The sequence below is a fragment of the uncultured Psychrobacter sp. genome, assembly GCF_947495825.1.
Classification (GTDB): domain Bacteria; phylum Pseudomonadota; class Gammaproteobacteria; order Pseudomonadales; family Moraxellaceae; genus Psychrobacter.
Genome location: NZ_CANMAH010000012.1, coordinates 77,902 through 93,818 on the forward strand (window position 1 = coordinate 77,902; position 15,917 = coordinate 93,818).

Consider the following 15,917-nt stretch of genomic DNA (forward strand, 5'->3'; position numbering starts at 1 on the left):
AAATGATACCAAGAGTGTGGATAACTTGTGGGTAACTAAATAGATATCCACAAGTTATCCAGCTTAGCAATAAAAACTACATCAACTTCATCATATGGTTTAAACGAGAAACGTAACTCTTACTATCTTTATAAACATAAGTACCTTGAGATCTAATAGTAGCTAAGGTGATAGGAGACACATATTGATAGTGATAAGAAGCTAAAGGTAGCGGCACAAAATCAATACCATGCCCTCCTAATGGATGACAGCGACTGAGTCTTTTAAATAGTAACCAACTACCTGATCGAACCCCATGCCATGCTAAAGCATGTTTGCCATAATTTGAGCATGTTGGATAATAACGACAACGCGCTGGCAATATAGGACTTATTATTTTCTGGTAAAATATAATAAAGTAATAAATAAAATTATAAAAAACATTACTTATTTTTTTTAATAAAAAATTCATTTTATTTTTTTTTCTATTTTTTTAAAAATATTATTTATTTCTATTTTCAAATCTTTATTATCTAGACCTTTAATAGATTTTTTAACAATAAATACAATGTCCTTATCCTCTAATTTTGAAGATTTTAATCGAAATTGCTCACGAATGTGACGTTTGATTAGATTGCGCATCACTGCAGTGGGTACTTTGCGCTTGGTAATCGCCATACCTACGCGTGCACGTCCATGTGTATTAGTACGTACAAACGCCATCAGATGGCTTTGATGAAGCTTACGCTCTGGTGCATCAAACACCTCACGAAAGGCTGCAGGCGCAAGGAGACGCTGGTCTTTAGTGAAGCAAGCGTTAGGTGTCGTTGAAACAGTATTGGACATAGTACAACCCAGTATAAGAGCTAATAACGTTAACAGAAATAACAACAAAGTATAGAGACAAAAAAAGCGCCGATATGGGCGCTTTTAATATATGGCTAAGTGTCAGTTGTGATGATTGACTATCGCAATCTATAATTAATAGAAACACAACAAGCACAATTAGCCATGCTTATCGCTATCTACTGACTATACAGTAAGACGATGACGTCCTTTAGCGCGGCGACGGGCTAAGACCTGACGGCCTTTTTTAGTTGCCATACGTGCACGGAAACCGTGAGTACGTTTACGTTTGATCACGCTTGGTTGGAATGTACGTTTCATAACTCACCTATCAAAATAATGGGACTAAATTCGTAATAGCGGAGGATTATACCATTCTCAATTATTTTGGTCAATGAACTAATTTAGCTTCTCAAAGTTATTTGTGATCATGCTGTAGTAGCTGTTTTTTCAGTTAATTTTATATGTTAGCACTGTTAAATCTAGCTTTAGTTGTCTAGAAAAGATTGATTATCTCTTGAGTTATCCACAGTTTTTGGCGAACTCTATAATAATTAACTATTAATATATATTAGTATTGTTGTTATTGGGACCACAATTTTCTGTGGTTAACTAGTATTTGTTGTTTTTTATCAAGGCAGTAGCTTATGGGTAAGCCTGTGGATAACCTGTGGGTGAATTATGGATAACTTCAATTATAAACTTATCCCCAATACTATCCACAGTCTTATCCACAAAAAACATGATGTTATCCACAGGCTATTTATGTTAGATTATGCCCCAGTTCGATGAGTGATTTTTTATCATCAATTTTTAGGCAATAACTACAGGTTGTTTTTATTATCAACAAGTCAATATGTTGCAGAATACTTGTTATATTTAGAATATGGGGCTTTTACTTTTCATGATAGATACAGCAGCTATTTGGGATAAGTGTCTAAACGACTTACGTTATCATGTCAAAGATAACGTTTTTACTATGTGGTTGAGACCATTATCAGCGCATCAAGAAGCACAAACCCTTATTATTCTCGCGCCGAATGATTATTTTGTCACATACATCAAAAAAAACCATTTGCACGATATTCAGCAGCTAGTGGCCAAACATAGCCAAGGTAGTATCGAAGAAGTTATTGTACGTGTGGATAATGCTGGTCGTGAGTCGGCTGAGAGTAATCAAGCGCAAGCAGACTCCTTGTTGGTAGCAGACAGTCCCTCCCCTACCCTACCAAGTTATGATTCTGAAACCACACATCATCGTATTGCTAAAGCAGATATTGACGCCAATATGCGTCATACTGAATTGGTTCATTCTGCTGACGCCAAGTCGCTAAGTTACCTTAACCCAGATTTTACCTTTGAGACTTTTGTGACTGGTAAATCTAATAATTTAGCCTACAAAGCATGTTATGAGCTTAGCAAACGTCAATCGAAAAATCGTCATAACCCCTTATTTATTTATGGCCCTTCGGGATTAGGAAAAACTCATTTAATGCATTCTGTTGCTCATCGCTATTTAAAAAATAATCGAAGTTTTTATTATTTCACTTCTGAAAAATTTATTAATCAATTAGTTTATTCATTAAGAAATAGTAAAATAGAAGATTTTAAAAAGAAAATAAAAAAGGTTGATTTATTAATTGTAGATGATATTCATGTATTGGCTGGAAAAACAAAAAGTAGTAATGAGTTTTTAACGTTATTTGCTGATTTTACCAGTGGTGATAAACAGTTGATTTTGGCTTCTGATCGGCATCCATCACAAATGACAGAATTTGATGAACGTTTTAGATCACGTTTTTCTTGGGGATTAACTGTGGCTGTTGATCCGCCCGAGATTGATACTCGTATGCAAATTTTACAAAAAAAAGCAGCATCTTATGGAATGACGCTGCCTAAAGAGTGTGCATTGTTTATCGCTCAAAATGTGGTTTCTAATGTTAGGCGCCTAGAAGGAGCATTAAATCAAGTGTTCGCTAATGCCAACCTAACCGGTGCACCGATTACTCTTGAGATGGTGCAATATGCACTAAAAGATATCGTTGCAATGCGAGTGCAATCTGTCAATATGGACAATATTCGTAAAGTTGTCGCGGAGTATTATGACGTAACAGTGAAAGATATCATGGGACGCAAACGTACGCGTAGTATCGCAAGGCCACGTCAAATAGCTATGGCGCTAGCTCGTGAGCTGACGGGTGATAGCTTTCCTGAGATTGGACAGTCGTTTGGCGGACGTGACCATACAACAGTCATGCATGCTTGTGATAAGGTCAATCAATTGCGAGCGGCTGATCCTGCTTTTGATAAGGACTATAAAACGCTTGCACTAATGTTACAGGCGGCATAAACCAGCCTCGGGACGCTATATTTTAGTGGGATGATATGGTTTATAATATTGAGCGTATACGCGCACAGATAGTTGATGGATTATAGACAGTAGACAATGTATCATTAAGCCATCGTTTGAATTTTATAAAAATAGAGTCATTTAAATATAGTGAGTTCAGTATAAAAACGATACAGTGAGACTGGGATGAATTTTATGCAGCCTTTGTCTGCGCAGGCACATCATGCCAAAAAACTTATACCAGTTACGCGTTGACATATAATGTATCTGTTTTATTTAGAATCGACTATAGTAACTTAAATAAGAGTAACTAAGCATGCAATTATCGATTAATCGAGAGTCGTTACTAAAAGCTATTAATTTAATCGCCAAGGCTGCTGACAAGCGTCATAACATGGTGATCTTAGGTAATATAAAACTGCAGTTGTCTGAGTCTGAGCTTGTTTTGACCGCGTCCGATTTAGAAGTAGAGCTGACATCGACATTGAGATTGCCTACTGGTGCTTGTATTGAAGCAGGATCAACGACCTTACCTGCAACCAAATTAAAAGAGATCTGCAAGTCTTTGCCTACTCAAGCCCAAGTGAACCTTACTACCCAAGAAAATGAGCGCTGCTTACTGACTAGTGGCAAGAGTCGTTTTACTTTAGGGACCCTGCCTAGTGAAGATTATCCCAGCCTAGGTAATCCAGAGAACATCACACCGTTAACGATCAGTCGCAGCCGTCTGACTGATTTGATCCATAAGACTCAGTTTGCGATGGCAATCCAAGACGTACGCTATTATCTAACTGGCATGTTATTTGATGTTTCACAGCAGCAGTTGACGACGGTTGCGACAGATGGGCATAGATTGGCTTTAGCTCGTAGTGTGATTGATGTGAGTAGCGACTTAAATATGCAAGCCATTTTGCCGCGTAAAGCGGTCATTGAGCTTGAGCGCTTGGCTTCTGAGCTTGGTAAAATGCTGGGTGATAAAGACAATCCGGTGACCTTAAGTTTTGGTCGTGAATTTTTGCAAGTCAGTTTGCCTTTTGGTGAGGTGGATAGTACAGGGCAGGTCAGTCAAGATTTGATGGTGACTTTTACCGCGCGTTTGATTGATGGTAAGTTTCCTGACTATCGCCGCGTTATGCCAAGTAACACTGACAAACTGGCCTTGTTTAATCAAGAAAAAATGACTGAAGTACTGCGCCGTGTTGCAATCTTAAGTAATGAAAAATCTCGCGGTGTGGTGTTCAACTTTGCCAGTGACGGTATGGTAGAAGTCCGCGCCAACAACGCTGAGCAAGATGAAGCTGTTGAGATGATACAAGCTAAGTATCAAGGTGAGCCTATGGAGTTGTCATTTAACGCCGCTTATCTACAAGATGTATTAGGTGTTATCCAAGGTGATTTGCAAATGCATATGAGCCAATCAAACGCTTCTGTACTGGTCAATCAGCTGAATGATGACTTCCATCAATATGTAATTATGCCAATGCGCATATAGTGTTCGTGGTTTGCCAATATTGAAAACGACGTGCACGTGGTTTTTGACGGTGTTACTAAGGCTGTTTTTTGACAATATGGATCAAAAACATGCCTTAGTAAACTCTAAACTTTTGACTTATATTGACTCTTAAAGTTTTACTTTTACAAACTTCTATCTGCTTTTATAAGCAGCTTTAATAGGCGGCTGTCGCTATTATGATTGAACGTCTACAAGTCTCGTATCTGCGTAACTTAGCTCAAGTCGATTTTTCTTCTGCTGCCTGTAATGTCATTATCGGCGCAAATGGTAGTGGCAAAACCTCGTTACTTGAAGCGATATTCTTGTTATCAAGAGGCAAAAGCTTTCGTCATCACCAGCCTAAGCGCTATATCCAGCATCATCAAAGTACAGCGACTGTACATGCCAAGCTTAATGATGGCAGCACCTTAGCTATCCAAAAGAAAGCCGATGCCACAACACTACTGCGGCTTAATCAAACCACTGTTTATAATCAAAGTATCCTCACTGAGCAGTTACCGACACTCCTAATCGATCCCTCGAGTATGGATATGTTAGAGCAGGGTAGTGCCAGTCGTCGGCAATTACTAGACTGGTTAGTGTTTCACATGAAACAGGGCTTTCATCCGCAGTGGGTTGCTTATCAAAGACTATTAAAACAGCGCAATAGTTTGCTAAAACAGACAACCCATCTGTCACATGTTCAGCTCGCTGAGTTAAAATCATGGGACAAAGGACTTGGCAACCATGCAGCGCTCATTCATCATTACCGTGAACAAGTATTTACCGAATGGCAGCCTTACTTTGCCAAAACTATCGCGCAACTACTACCTGCCTATGCTGAGCAACTAAGTCTAAGCTACAATGCTGGTTATGACACCGATGTGGCATTAGAGATGCAGCTTAATGAGCGTCTAGAGCAGGATCTACAGTTAGGATATACTCGTATCGGCAATCACCGTGCAGATATTCATGTACATTGGCGCTCTAGTGATTCTACAGGGTCTAAAAATACCGATAAAAAGGTAGGTGACATATCAGAAAATGAGACCAACTATAAGTTACCGATTTTAAAAGAACAAGCAGCTAATGTATTGTCTCGCGGTGAGAAAAAACTCTTAATTACAGCGCTGCGTTTATCGCAATTACCCTTGCTCCTTAATACTACCTCAAACGCAGAGACAGCCGCTAGTGAAAAGACGTTAAATGCCACTCCCGTGGTCTTACTTGACGATATTACTGCTGAGTTAGATGATAGGGCAATAAAGATTTTATTGTCTACTTTAGCGCAATTGCCTTGTCAGGTATTTATGACCAGCTTAACGGATGATATTGTGCCATTAGTTCAAGAGTTGTGGTCAAAACCTAATATGTTTCATGTGAAACAAGGTCAAATACAACTTATCTAATAAAATCTATATTTTGTGTCTCTTTACCACCTCGCTATTTTCACATTTGTGACCGTTCGCCATCTATTTTTTGTACATTGTCCACTGTTCTTAGATACCCGTTTAAAAGGCACAAAACAGCCAGTAAACAGTGACTTACAGCTAAAAAAATGCTAAAATGAGGCTTTATTTTTGCCCTATTCTCAGCAAGTTATCTTATGACTTTATTTAAGTGTTTATTATTATATATAAGCATTTAAGTAGTTGATAAGTTTGAGCTTTTATTTGGTTACCAATGGTTTTGATGCAAAGTAAAAACTAGAGGTAGACATAAAGTATCAGCTTATAGTCAATATCATGTTTTATGTGGCTTTAGCTAGTGGTACATATCCACGGTTCTCACAGTAACACGTTAACACTAAGATAATATTGTACAGTCTTACCAAAGAGGTGAGCTGATGATATATGGCTGATTATGGCTAGATTAAGGAATGCACATGAGTGATTCATTACCTACCGATTACGAGCAACTGACATCAGACAATATGATGTCAGATACTATCGTTGAGACTACTGCTTCAGCGACTATTTCTGAAGGACTTCCATCTGAATACAGCTCCAAAGATATTCGTGTATTGCGCGGCTTAGAAGCAGTACGCGTGCGTCCCGGTATGTATATCGGTGATACTGATGATGGCACAGGTTTGCATCATATGGTCTTTGAGGTAGTGGATAACTCTATCGATGAGGCGCTGGCTGGGCATTGTGATCAGATCGATATTATTATCCATGAAGATGAGTCGGTTAGTGTCATGGACAATGGCCGCGGTGTCCCTGTTGATATTCATCCAGAGGAAGGGGTATCTGCTGCGCAGGTCATTATGACTGTATTGCACGCTGGTGGTAAGTTCGATGACAACAGTTATAAAGTCTCAGGCGGCCTACATGGCGTTGGTGTCTCAGTTGTAAATGCGTTATCGAAAAAGCTTGAGATGAATATCTGGCGTGAAGGCTATCATTACCATCAGACATATACCGATGGTGTGCCTGATGCCGATATCGAGCAACTAGAAGCCACCGATAAAACGGGTACGCAAATCCGTTTTTATCCTAGCAGTGATGTATTTACCGGTACTATCTTTGAGTACGATGTCTTAGCCAAGCGTCTGCGCGAGCTGTCATTTTTGAACTCAGGGGTGCGCATTGTCTTAACTGACGAGCGTATTGATAATCGTCATGAGTTTGAGCACAAAGGCGGCTTGTCTGAGTTTGTCAGCTATATCAATGCGGGTAAAGAGGGCATCAACGATGTTTTTCATTTTACCAGTGAGCAAGATGATGGCATCGCGGTCGAAGTTGCTTTGCAATGGACGGATACCTATAACGAAAAGGTGCTTTGTTTCACCAATAACATCCCGCAGCGCGACGGCGGTACGCACTTATCAGGGTTTCGCTCAGCGCTCACTCGCGGTCTAAACAGCTATATGGATCGCGAAAACCTGTTTAAAAAAGAAAAAGTCGCGGTCAGCGGTGATGATGCCCGAGAAGGCTTGAGTGCGATTGTCTCAGTGAAAGTACCTGATCCAAAGTTCTCTAGTCAGACCAAAGATAAGCTGGTATCAAGCGAAGTCAAGTCTGCTGTTGAGTCAGCAATGCATGATAAGTTTAATGATTATTTGCTTGAAAATCCGAGTGCTGCTAAAGGTATTGCCAGTAAGATTATTGATGCGGCAAGAGCTCGTGACGCGGCCCGTAAAGCGCGTGAGATGACGCGACGCAAGACTACTTTGGATATCGCAGGTTTGCCGGGTAAATTGGCTGATTGCCAAGAAAAAGATCCATCCTTATCAGAACTATACATCGTGGAGGGTGACTCTGCTGGCGGCTCAGCAAAACAAGGGCGTAGCCGTAAAACGCAAGCGATTTTGCCACTAAAAGGTAAGATTCTAAACGTCGAGCGTGCGCGTTTTGATAAAATGCTATCGTCTGCAGAAGTAGGCAACCTAATTACCGCGCTTGGCTGCGGAATTGGCCCTGATGAATACAATCCTGACAAGGTGCGCTATCATAAAATCATCATCATGACCGATGCCGACGTCGATGGCTCACACATACGCACCCTACTGCTGACGTTCTTTTTCCGTCAAACGCCGGAGCTGATCGAACGTGGTTATATTTATATCGCGCAGCCACCACTGTATAAAGTCAAAAAAGGTCGCCAAGAGCTGTATCTAAAAGACGATGAAGCGCTCAAAGCTTATCTATTGTCATCGACGATCGATAACACCAAGCTGCATATCAGTGCCGATGCGCCTGCGATTACTGGTCAAGCGCTTGAGACATTGCTAAATGACTATAACCAAACGCAGCTGATCAAAGCACGTTTGCAGATACGCTTCCCTGCAGTGATTTTGGATGCTTTGACACACACGCCCAAGCTAAGCACGGATATGACGTATGATAAGTCAGCTATGCAGGCATGGAAAGATGCCATGCAGGTACAGCTTGAGCAGTTCGGTAGTGAGTTAAGCCCTGAGATTGAGCTGGTCAATATCCATGAGCCGCAGCCAGAAAATACGGACGCTGCTGCAGCTGATCTGCTGGGTATGACCCCCGCATTGACTGCTGATGAGAGTGAGGCGGCTGATAGCGATGCCTTATCTACCAAAGCACAGTGGTTACCACGTATTACGGTGTATGTGCATCAGCTGGCGCATCATTACTTGCTTGATGCTAGCTTTATCAATTCGAGCGAGTATAGCAAGCTGCTCCGCTTATCAAGCGAGTGGAATACGTTGCTTGAAGACGATGCCTTTATCCGCCGCGAAGCAAGCTCGGGTACAGCTAAAGATATTCCAGTGCGCGACTTTGACTATCTCTGGCAACAGATGATGCTAGATGCTCGCCGTGGTTTGGCAATTCAGCGCTATAAAGGACTGGGCGAGATGAACGCCGACCAGTTGTGGGATACGACGATGGATCCTGAAAACCGCCGTATGCTACGCGTCACTATCGAAGATGCCATCGCAGCGGATCACATGTTTACCTGCTTGATGGGCGATCATGTCGAGCCGCGCCGTGTGTTTATCGAAGAAAACGCATTAACGGTCTCTAACCTTGATATCTAAAGTTGAGGTTTAGCTTTTACGTTAACTATAAAATACCGTTTTGGTTTCCAAGGCGGTATTTTTTTAATAATAAGCTTGTTTCACGTGAAACTTTATCTAACGTTTTTTAATGCTTTGCTATATTTTGAGCTAACAGGTAACTGGATAATAAAATGATTGAAGTGGTACTACTGGCTATTGCGTTGGCGATGGATGCGTTCGCGGTCTCTATAGGACTGGGTGCTAAATCGCAAAAACAAAGCTACCGATATATAAGGCGATTGGCTGTCTACGCTGCCTTATATTTTGGCGTGGCGCAGGGAGTGATGCCGCTTATTGGTTATTTGCTGGGTGCCTCGTTGTTAGGCTGGCTTGCCGCTACTGCTCCTTGGATCGGTGGCTTTATTCTTATCGGGCTGGGCGGCAAGATGCTTTATGAGGTGTTTATTGCCGATGAAGAAGAGGAGGTAGATGGTACACTCAACATCGAAGTTAACGAGATGAATACTGACGATGCTACTATAGCGATGAGTAATAATGGCCATAAAAAAATCAATCACCGCACTATGTTTACCCTCGCCATTGCCACCAGTATCGATGCGATGGCCGCTGGTTTTACCTTAAACTTACTCGCTCTTAATGCATGGCTTGCTTGTGTGATCATCGCGATTGTCACAGCTGTTTTTAGCGCTATTGGCATCTACTTGGGCAAAAAATCAGGTACGTATCTTGAAGATAAAGCAGAAGCGCTCGGCGGCATCGTATTGTTTTTGATTGGGCTCAAAGTCATGTTTTTTAGCTAAATAAGTATGTTATTTGATGCTCAAATAAAAAGCCGCTATAAAGAATTATAGCGGCTTTCATTGTTTCACGTGAAACGCTAAAGGTACGCTTTAGCAATAATTACGCTTCGTCAGTATCAAAACGCCATGCTAAGACACGGGTGTTTTTTTGACCCTGACTCATCTCAATAATGCGCATTTGCGCGACATTTAATTGTTTCAATAGCATCTGCAGTGGCTTTACGTTTTCGGACTTTGAAACCAAGCTGGTAAACCAGCCCACATGTGCAGCGTAGTTTTGGCTCTCTTTAATCATATTACTCAAAAAAGCAATCTCACCGCCTTCAGACCATAACTCTTTATGCTGACCGCCGAAGTTGAGGTTTTGCGCTGCATTGCCTGACTTTGTAGAGTGACGACTGATTTGCGCGCTTTCGTTTTTGCCGCGGTGTCTTTGTAGGTTGTGCTGCTTGCGGCTATTGGCTTGCATAGCCTCGTCCATTGAAGCATGAAACGGTGGGTTACAAACCACCACATCAAAGTAGTCTCGACGACCAATAATGTTTTTAAAAATATACTTAGGCTCGGGTTGTAGTTTGACCTTGATCGCGCCTTTTAGCTTTGGGTTCGCCTGACAAATCACGCTGGCGGTGTTGACAGAAACTGGGTCAATATCGCTTGCGGTAAAGCGCCAGCCATAGCTTTGACTGCCGATGATAGGGTAGATGGCGCTGGCCCCGGTGCCGATATCGAGCGCATGAACCTCTTTACCTATTGGCGGCGTATTATCTGCATTGATATGACTGGTTTGCGCTAGTAGGTCTGCGATATAGTGAATATAATCGGCGCGCCCAGGAATAGGTGGACATAAATAACCCTCCGGAATGTCCCAAAACTTCACGCCATAATAATGGGCTAATAGCGCTTGATTGAGCACTCGTACCGCTTGATGGTCCGAGAAATTAATCGTCGGCTCGCCCTTGGGATTGGTAATGGTATGCTCGGCAAGCTCAGGTAAGGCGCGGGTCAATAGCGCAAAGTCGTAGCGACCTTGGTGCGGGTTGCGCGGATGCAGCTTACCCAGTTTTTTGGTAGTCTCAGGTGAGCGGTTTCGGTGTTTAGGGTTTGGACGGGTACTGGTCATAGTATGGGGCTTTGATGTTTGAGTATAACCGATCAGTTTAGCAGATTTCGCGGGTGACGAATGGTTTATCGGCTGCGGAAAATCAGGTTAAGTCCTAAGACGATCATCGCGCTACCTAAGATACGATCTATCCAATGCTCAATACGCCCAAAACGTTGCAGAATTGCAGGAATAGAGAGTAGCATCACTACGGTGCTAAACCACGCCATCTGCAGCACCATCATCCAAACGCCATAAATCGATAGTTGCCATAGCGGGATATCAGGCGACAATACCAAGGTAAATATTGCGACGAAATACACCGGCGCTTTGGGGTTAAACACATTACAAAAAAAGCCACGGCGCAGAGTAGCAAAGCTAGATTCAGTTTTATCTGTAACATTGCTATTGCTATTATCATTATTAGTAAAAGTGGTCGTTTCTACTTGTTGTTTGGGTTTAGCGCCAATTCCTTGCCAACCAAGATAAATCAGATAACCACCGCCCAACCATTTGATAGCGGTCAATAACGGCTGCGAGTGCGCTATCACTGCCGCCAGTCCTAGCACCGAATAGATGATGTGCACCGCAAGACCGATTGTAATGCCTAAACTGCAAAACAGTCCAGTACGCCGTCCTTTGGTTAAGGTTTCACGTGAAACTAAGACAAAGTCAGGCCCTGGTGAGGCGGCTGCCAGCAGATGTACGCTAGTGATAAGCAAAAATCCATGCCAAAATTCCATAAAATGCTCTGATTAACGTCCTAGTTTGGATAATGGTTGCATTAATCGTAAATCAGGTCAACCATTATCAATACGTAGGACGCTACGCGTTGTCACTTGTGTAAGAGTGCAGAGATGTCTATATTAAAAGCACACGTGCCGGATTAATAAAAAAGGATAAGACTATGACGACGGAACATAATCACCGTACAAACAATCACCACACAAGCAATCGCATTACTTACAAAATCGACGACACTATCTGTCTTATCGGACTCAATCGTGCGGATAAGCGCAATGCCTTTGACAGTCATATGATCAAACAGCTCTCCCAAGCGCTCACTCATTACGAAAATGACGATAATCTACGCTGTGCGTTGATATTCGCGCATGGTGAGCACTTTACCGCAGGCCTTGATTTGATGGAATTGCAAGATAAATGGGACAAAGGCGCGTTTGAGTTTAATGACGATGAGATCGACCCGTGGGGTATCGGTGGTAAACTGCGCAGCAAGCCCGTCGTCGTCGCAGTACAAGGTACTTGCTTTACCGCTGGCATTGAGCTAATGCTAAACAGTGATGTGGTTATCGCAAGTGATAACTGCAACTTTGCACAAATGGAAGTGCAGCGCGGTATCATGCCGTTTGGCGGGGCAACCGTAAGATTTGTCGCAGCGGCAGGCTGGCAGAAGGCTATGCCGTATCTACTGACGGGTAAAAACTTTGACGCGCAAACTGCCGATAGACTAAATTTAGTTAGCGAAGTGGTGACAAATGGTGAAGAATACCAGCGGGCGTTCACTATCGCCCAAGAGATATGCAAAGCCGCACCACTTGGTGTACAAGGTCTGTTGTCCTCAGCGCAAGATGCCAGTCGAAGTGGCGCCGCTGCGGCACTAGCCAATATTCATAGTTATCTGCCGGATTTGTTCCATTCAGAAGATGCTCGCGAGGGTGCAATGGCGATGGTCGAGAGAAGGGATGCTGAGTTTAAAGGGCGCTAAAGAAAAAGGTTAGAGTTTAAGTTTATTTTCATCCTAAAAATAATCGACTATATCAATATCAATGCTTACCTGTATCAATGCCTATAAGGGGCAATCATTACTATGTTAGACATCATTAACATTACTGCCCCTATTTTTATTCTCATTGCTCTTGGCTACTTGAGTGTCCGCCTCAAGGTCGTTAATCCTAAGCATGCTAAGGGCATGGGTAGTCTGGTAATGAATGTCGCGCTACCTGCACTGATGTTTAATGCCATCGCAGACATGCCTTTTCAACAAGTTATACGGCCGTATTATCTATTTACCTACGCTTTGGGCTCGGTCATGGCTTTTGTGATCGGTATCGTGCTGACCAAAATGATCTGGCGACAAGATAATGTCTCTGCGGCGCTCAACTCTACGGCGCTATCGTTCTCTAACAGCGCCTTTATCGGCTATGCAGTCGTCGTCATGGTGGTCGGATCTGACAAAGCTGCCAGCTACTTGTCTATGGGCGTCCTCATCGAAAACCTGATAATCCTGCCGATGCTGTTTATCATGGCCGATATGAACCCCGCTTCAGGTAAGTCTTTGACCAGTATCCTATTTGATATTGGCAAAAACTTCACCCGTAATCCGCTTATCATCGCCATCGTGGTCAGTGTGATTTTCTCTATCTTTAGTATTCCTATACCGCAAATGATCGCTGGCACCGCGCAGATGCTTACTGGCGCGGCAGCACCCGTGGCCCTGTTCGTCATCGGTATGAGCCTGTACGGACTGGAGCTAAAGGGCGATCTACTCAAAATCACCACTGTCGGCTTGGGTAAGCTCATAGTACATCCGCTTATGATACTACTCGCCATAACCCTAATCCCGGGCGGGACGCTAGAAGATAAATATGTGGCTATGCTGTTCGCCTCAGCGCCAGTGTTCTCTACCATTGCTATCATCGGGCAATATTATGGCTTGGTCAATCGCATGTCGGCTATCGTCATCGTCTCTACGATTGGCTCGTTCTTTAGTATGAGCGCGGTGCTTATTTATTGGAAGATGACGGTTGGGTTTTAGAGTCTAGGACTTGATAGCGGTAATGAGAGAAGGAAACTGAATTTAAGGTGTTGAATCTTTATACTTACAGCAGTAACTAAGTATTATTTAAAAAGTTTAAAGCTATAAGGTATAGAGCCAATCCTAAATGAAATTGGGTACTAATTGAGCCTTTTTAGCTATACAAAAACCTCGCAATCGCGAGGCTTTCTTAATTTTAGTTAATTTAATTAAGGTTAATCATATCCTACCAAGCAAAAGTGACCCCGCCACGTGCACCGACTTTGCCTGTATCAAGACCAACACCAGCACCAGCTGAGATGGTCGTGCTGTCATTGAGTCTGCCTGCAAAAGACGTACTTAGTGCTGAGCCACCGCTATAATAACCCGTGCCAATTGTCATCGCGTAGCGCTTATCCGAAGGAATGACTGGCGTCTCAAACGACAGTGCCATAGCGATACCGTCTTCCGCTTCATCTAAGCGATCTTCATGACGATTGTACTCGCTGCGCAAATCGTTAAGTTGTCTAGACGTTGCTAGTGAATCTACGCTGACACTACTAGTGCCTAAAGTGCCGTTGGCATCGGTGGTGACGATGTTGGTATTGCCTGTTTGTGAGGCTGTACTTGCTTGCAGCTGACCTGCGCCGCCCAGCGTGATCTGATTGTCGTTTACCGCGGAGGCTTGGTTACCGATAGCGATACTGTTTAAGCCGCCTGCGGTTGCCGCTTCACCAACTGCTGTAGAGCGAACACCCGTTGCTGAAGCTAAGTGACCAAATGCTTGAGCGCGTTCAGCGCTTGCAGTTGACTGCCAACCTACCGCGGTAGCACCTGCTTGAGTTGCCTGAGCTTGAGCACCGAGGGCAGTTGAAGATGTGCCAGAAGCAGTCGTCTGACGTACACCACTTCTGTCTCCGCCAATTGCAACCCCGTCAAGACCTGAAGCTACTGAGTTATTACCGATAGCGATAGCGTTGTCTGACTCAGCGCTAGCCGCTTCACCAACCGCAGTTGAACGTAGACCAGTCGCAGATGCTAAATGACCGAATGCTTGGGCACGTTCACCAGTCGCTTCAGATTGCCAACCTACTGAGGTAGAACCTAATCCTGCTGAGTTTGCTTGACCACCGACAGCAGTAGCGGAGTTATTACCTGCGTTGGCTTGGTTACCGACGGCGACCGTATCGTTATCACCACCAGCGGTTGCCGCTTCACCAACTGCCGTAGAGCGTACGCCGTTTGCCTGAGCCAAATGACCGAATGCTTGAGCGCGCTCAGCGTTTGCTCCCGACTGCCAACCAATAGCAGTTGCACCAGGACCGGTAGCCACTGATTCGCCACCAACTGCTGTGGTTGAGTTACCCTGAGCACTGGCGCCAGCACCAATTGCTACAGCGTCATTACCATTGGCATTTGAGCCGACACCGTCTTCGTCCAAGGTTCCGTCATCATTTACGTCGTTGTTACCGCCAATAGCGATTGCACCATTACCTGTAGCAGTTGCATCTTCACCGACAGCGACTGATTGAACACCGATTGCGGAGGTCTGGTGTCCTAGCGCTGTTGAGCGATTTCCTTGAGTGATAGCCTGCCAACCGACGGCAGTTGCACCAGGACCGGTAGCAGCTGATTCACCGCCCACAGCAGTAGTGGAATTGCCAGTTGCAGTCGAGTCTGTACCGACAGCGAGAGCATCTACGCCCGTTGCAGTAGCATTAACACCGCACTCTAGAGCAGTTGGGTCACCAGCATTTTGATTACAATCTGCAGTTGCATCAGCTGAGGCAGAAACTGATATCAGTGTTGCCGCGGCAATAGCTAGGGTGAGGGTGCTGATTTTAAGTGCTGAGCATGGTAGAAAATCCGTTTTCATAATGCTATATCCTTTTAAAAAAGCCATCTTGGCTTATTAGGTGGTTTGGTTAGGTAGTAACAAAAGTTGTACTGCTCGCGGTACTGAATCACTCCGATAATAAAGATAAGAATAATATATTCATATTTTTCCATATAAATATAGGGGCTGTAGTAGATAAGCACTATGCTAGACTACTTTTATGAAGATAACCCGTTGTAAACTAAGTAAAAAAGTACA

Annotated in this window: 13 protein-coding genes; 7 read left to right on the plus strand and 6 right to left on the minus strand. The window is 43.4% G+C overall.

The window, feature by feature from the left end; translation table 11 throughout:
• Positions 1-76: 76 nt before the first annotated feature.
• The 3 genes from yidD to rpmH all read right to left on the minus strand — a co-directional run bounded on the left by yidD (position 77) and on the right by rpmH (position 1,146).
• On the minus strand, positions 77-451 hold the full coding sequence (gene yidD, locus Q0895_RS12260; RefSeq protein WP_299189349.1) for a membrane protein insertion efficiency factor YidD: 375 nt from the start codon (positions 449-451) through the stop codon (positions 77-79).
• The gene (rnpA, locus tag Q0895_RS12265) at positions 448-825 is read right to left on the minus strand and encodes a ribonuclease P protein component (RefSeq protein ID WP_299189351.1); all 378 of its coding nucleotides are present in this window, start codon (positions 823-825) and stop codon (positions 448-450) included. The genes yidD and rnpA overlap by 4 nt, the downstream gene beginning before the upstream one ends.
• Before the next feature lie 186 nt (positions 826-1,011).
• A complete protein-coding gene (gene rpmH, locus Q0895_RS12270; RefSeq protein WP_007394757.1) occupies positions 1,012-1,146 on the minus strand; it encodes a 50S ribosomal protein L34 in 135 nt (44 codons plus the stop codon).
• 583 nt (positions 1,147-1,729) lie between these two features.
• On the opposite strand from rpmH, the gene dnaA reads away from it, so the two are divergent.
• The 5 genes from dnaA to Q0895_RS12295 all read left to right on the plus strand — a co-directional run bounded on the left by dnaA (position 1,730) and on the right by Q0895_RS12295 (position 9,965).
• A complete protein-coding gene (dnaA, locus tag Q0895_RS12275) occupies positions 1,730-3,175 on the plus strand; it encodes a chromosomal replication initiator protein DnaA (protein WP_299189354.1) in 1,446 nt (481 codons plus the stop codon).
• 316 nt (positions 3,176-3,491) lie between these two features.
• Positions 3,492-4,667 carry a DNA polymerase III subunit beta gene (gene dnaN, locus Q0895_RS12280; RefSeq protein WP_299189356.1) on the plus strand — a complete coding sequence of 392 codons (1,176 nt, stop codon included), beginning with the start codon at positions 3,492-3,494 and terminating at the stop codon, positions 4,665-4,667.
• A gap of 197 nt (positions 4,668-4,864) precedes the next feature.
• Entirely contained in the window at positions 4,865-6,076 is a 1,212-nt protein-coding gene (recF, locus tag Q0895_RS12285) for a DNA replication and repair protein RecF (RefSeq protein WP_299189359.1), read from the plus strand.
• Between the two features lie 527 nt (positions 6,077-6,603).
• Positions 6,604-9,183: a DNA topoisomerase (ATP-hydrolyzing) subunit B gene (gyrB, locus tag Q0895_RS12290; RefSeq protein WP_299189384.1), complete on the plus strand. Its 2,580-nt coding sequence runs from the start codon at positions 6,604-6,606 to the stop codon at positions 9,181-9,183.
• A gap of 152 nt (positions 9,184-9,335) precedes the next feature.
• The gene (locus Q0895_RS12295; protein WP_299189361.1) at positions 9,336-9,965 is read left to right on the plus strand and encodes a manganese efflux pump MntP family protein; all 630 of its coding nucleotides are present in this window, start codon (positions 9,336-9,338) and stop codon (positions 9,963-9,965) included.
• 100 nt (positions 9,966-10,065) lie between these two features.
• Here the strand turns inward: Q0895_RS12295 and rlmF are convergent, their stop codons facing one another.
• Both rlmF and Q0895_RS12305 read right to left on the minus strand, forming a co-directional pair.
• Positions 10,066-11,088: a 23S rRNA (adenine(1618)-N(6))-methyltransferase RlmF gene (gene rlmF, locus Q0895_RS12300; RefSeq protein ID WP_299189363.1), complete on the minus strand. Its 1,023-nt coding sequence runs from the start codon at positions 11,086-11,088 to the stop codon at positions 10,066-10,068.
• A 65-nt stretch (positions 11,089-11,153) separates the two neighbouring features.
• Complete coding sequence (locus tag Q0895_RS12305; RefSeq protein ID WP_299189365.1) at positions 11,154-11,810, minus strand: LysE family transporter; 657 nt, start codon at positions 11,808-11,810, stop codon at positions 11,154-11,156.
• 164 nt (positions 11,811-11,974) lie between these two features.
• Between Q0895_RS12305 and Q0895_RS12310 the strand changes: the two genes are divergently transcribed.
• The gene (locus Q0895_RS12310) at positions 11,975-12,793 is read left to right on the plus strand and encodes a crotonase/enoyl-CoA hydratase family protein (protein ID WP_299189368.1); all 819 of its coding nucleotides are present in this window, start codon (positions 11,975-11,977) and stop codon (positions 12,791-12,793) included.
• A 102-nt stretch (positions 12,794-12,895) separates the two neighbouring features.
• Positions 12,896-13,843 carry an AEC family transporter gene (locus Q0895_RS12315; protein ID WP_299189371.1) on the plus strand — a complete coding sequence of 316 codons (948 nt, stop codon included), beginning with the start codon at positions 12,896-12,898 and terminating at the stop codon, positions 13,841-13,843.
• Positions 13,844-14,069: 226 nt separating this feature from the next.
• Here Q0895_RS12315 and Q0895_RS12320 read toward each other — a convergent pair whose 3' ends face one another.
• Positions 14,070-15,698, minus strand: a complete 1,629-nt coding sequence (locus Q0895_RS12320) for a YadA-like family protein (protein ID WP_299189373.1) — start codon at positions 15,696-15,698, stop codon at positions 14,070-14,072.
• Positions 15,699-15,917 lie beyond the last annotated feature (219 nt).